Here is a 2,932-nt window from a genome sequence, read left to right as displayed (position 1 = left end):
GTGCGGGTGGCAAGCCCACCTCCACGGCCCGTCCCGGAAGCCCCGGACGCGCCGCGCCAGCGCCCATCGCCTCGCCCCCGCCGCGCATCCCACCTCGGGCGCGGGTGCCATCCATGCCCGCACAGACGCTGGCGGCCCAGCCGGGCCGGTGGCTGTGGACGTGCCGGGAGGGCTTCGAAGGGCACCTTTTCGAGGAGCTGACCTGGGCGGGCGCCGGTCCGCGCCTGCTGGGCCCTGCCCTGGTGGAGTCCGAGCAGCGGCCGGACGTGCCCCCCGCCTTCGGCCGGGCGGTGGAGAAGGTCATCAACACCTGGGCGCCCGCGGGTGGGGCGCAGGTGCCGGTGGAGGACATCCGGGCCGCCATGTCCGGGCTGCCCACGCGGGTGCCCTGGCTGGTGAGGGCCTACACGCCGGACAGCGCGAAGGGCAACACGCAGGCGGGCCGCGCCGAGGCCCTGGAGGCGGCGGTCCGCGCGGCCCTTCCCTCCGGGCGCTTGCTGGAGGACGACGGCCGTGCGCGCGAGGCCGGGGCCCTGCTGGTGGGCCTGTGCGTCGCGCCGGACGGGGTGCTGACGCTGGGTGCGGTCAGTGCCCGGGAGGCCCTGTCCCTGGCCCCTGGCGGGCGGCGGCGGATGAAGCGCGCGGGCGAGTCCCCTTCCCGCGCGGCCATGAAGCTGGAGGAGGCGCTGGACGGGCTGGCCCATGAGCCCGGGCGCGGCGACGTCTGCGTGGACCTGGGCGCGGCGCCGGGCGGCTGGACACAGCGGCTGGTGGCGCGCGGGGCGCGGGTGGTGGCGGTGGACCCGGCGAAGCTGATGCCGGAGCTGGCCAGGAACTCGCGCGTCCAGCACGTCCAGGAGAGCGCCTTCGCCTACGCCCCGGAGGAGTCCGCGGACTGGCTCTTCTGCGACATGGCGTGGCGGCCCCTGGAAGTGGCACAGCTGTTGGCCAAGTGGGGCCGGCGCCGCTGGGCGCGCAACCTGGTGGCCAACATCAAGCTGCCCATGAAGGACAAGAACCCGCTGCTGCTGCGGGTGCGCCAGATACTCGTGGACGATGGAGGCTGGGAGGGCCTCACCGTCCGCCAGCTCTACCATGACCGGGACGAAGTCACGGTCACGGCGCACCGCATGCGCTGAGAGGGCGACGGAGCGGGCGCGGGGAGAAGCTTTCCTGCGCCCGCGGCCGGTCCGCGCTACACACGCGGACACGATGCCCTACACACTCGACGACGCCACCGCCACCGCCCTCGTCGCCCTCCATCCCCGGGCCGCGCGCCCGGGCCATGCCCAGGAGGCACCGCAGGCCGCCGCCCGGGAGCTCATCGCCGCGGAGCAGCGCCGGCGCGGCCAGCCGGACGCCACCGGCGCCATGCACGTGCTGGCGCTGACGCAGGGCACGCTCCTCAAGGAGGAGTTTGATTTGTCCACGCACGCGCACCACGACGGCTGGCGCGTGGGCGCGGTGATGGTGGACGTGAAGGAGATGATCCACTTCAACGCGCGCTTCGGCTTCCCCGCCGGGGATGCGCTGCTCCAGGGCGTCGTGGCGTCGCTGGCCCGGCAGTACCCGAACGCGCGCATCGTGCGCTTCCAGCCGGACGGCTTCGCGGTGCTGCTGCTCCCCACGTCCCAGCTCACCGTGCGCGAGGACAGCGCGGAGACGACGCGCGCGAAGCTGTCGGAGGAGCTGCGCCCCGCGCTGCCTCCGGGTGCCTCCGACACGGACGTGCCGGGCTTCACCGTGGCGCTGCTGGAGCTGACGGTGCACCAGCCGTCACACTGGCAGGTGCTGGGGCCGCTCCTGTGGGCGGAGGTGGAGCGGGCCTACATCATGGAGCGCACCGGGCGGACGCACGGCCTGCAGCGGCGGCGCCTGCGCCTGGACGCGTTCCTCCCGGAGCCGGAAGGAACCTGAGGACGCCTACTCCTCGAGGATGAACTTGCGCGGGTTCTGCGGCACGCCGTTCACGCGCACTTCGTAGTGCAGGTGCGGGCCGGTGGAGCGGCCGGTGTTGCCCACCGCCGCGATGGGCGAGCCGCGCTTCACCCGGTCACCGGCCTTCACCAGGATCTTGGACAGGTGGCCGTAGCGCGTCTTGATGCCGTAGCCGTGGTCGATGACGAGCACGTTGCCGTAGCCGCCCTCCAGGCCCGCGAACACCACCGTGCCGTCGGACGGCGCCGTGACTTCCTTGCCGTGAGGCGCCGCGATGTCCAGACCCGCGTGCGTCACGCGGTCCGCCGTGTACGGGTCCAGGCGCTGGCCGAAATCGCTGGTCACCCAGCCGCGCGCCGGCCACACCGACGGCGTGGAGGCCAAGAGCGACTTCTGGTCCTGGAAGTAGGCCTGCAGGTCCTGGAGGCTCAGCTCCTGGCGGGTGGCCTCCGCGGACAGCCGGTCCAGGCGGCCCAGCATCATCTTGGGCGTGTCCGTGGTGGTCAGCTGGGTGAACTGCGTGTCCGTCGCGGGCACCGCGGTGCCGGCCTCCGGCTCCGTGGGGCCCATGGCCAGGTTGCGCTGCGGGTCGGACAAGAGCGTCACCGCGCGCAGCTTCTGGTCGAACCGCTCCACGCGGTCCAGCGTCGAACCGATGTGCTCGATGCGCTCGCGCACCGACTTCAGCTGCGAGCGCAGCGTGAGGTTCTCCTCACGCAGGATGCGGTTCTCCGACGCGTCCGCCGCCACCTGGAGGTAGTGGATGCTCGCACCGGCGCCCAGGCCCGCCACCAGCATCAGGCCCATGCCCACCTGCACCAGCCAGGAGCGCTGGATGGTGTAGCGCTTCACCGGAGCGTCGTGGTCCGGGATGACCATCAGCGTGAAGGACTTTTTGGCCACGGACCACTCCTGGGGAAATCTCTTTCGCTACGTGGGACTTCCGGCGCCAGAAGCTAAGTCGCTCCCCGCGCTCGCAACACCTCCCCCACCC

The 2,932-nt window shown here is 72.8% G+C and carries 3 protein-coding genes; 2 read left to right on the top strand and 1 reads right to left on the bottom strand.

Annotation, left to right across the window (positions count from 1 at the left end):
- The first annotated feature begins 113 nt into the window (after positions 1-113).
- Entirely contained in the window at positions 114-1,139 is a 1,026-nt protein-coding gene (locus D7X55_RS38010; protein ID WP_121725595.1) for an SAM-dependent methyltransferase, read from the top strand.
- Positions 1,140-1,212: 73 nt separating this feature from the next.
- The gene (locus D7X55_RS38005) at positions 1,213-1,917 is read left to right on the top strand and encodes a diguanylate cyclase domain-containing protein (RefSeq protein WP_121725594.1); all 705 of its coding nucleotides are present in this window, start codon (positions 1,213-1,215) and stop codon (positions 1,915-1,917) included.
- 6 nt (positions 1,918-1,923) lie between these two features.
- Here the strand turns inward: D7X55_RS38005 and D7X55_RS38000 are convergent, their stop codons facing one another.
- Positions 1,924-2,841 carry a M23 family metallopeptidase gene (locus D7X55_RS38000; protein ID WP_121725593.1) on the bottom strand — a complete coding sequence of 306 codons (918 nt, stop codon included), beginning with the start codon at positions 2,839-2,841 and terminating at the stop codon, positions 1,924-1,926.
- Between the last annotated feature and the right edge of the window lie 91 nt (positions 2,842-2,932).

Source organism: Corallococcus sp. AB049A, from assembly GCF_003668885.1.
Lineage (GTDB): Bacteria > Myxococcota > Myxococcia > Myxococcales > Myxococcaceae > Corallococcus > Corallococcus interemptor.
The sequence above is the reverse complement of the archived record's forward strand: the minus strand, read 5'-3'. Positions and strand labels throughout refer to the sequence as shown.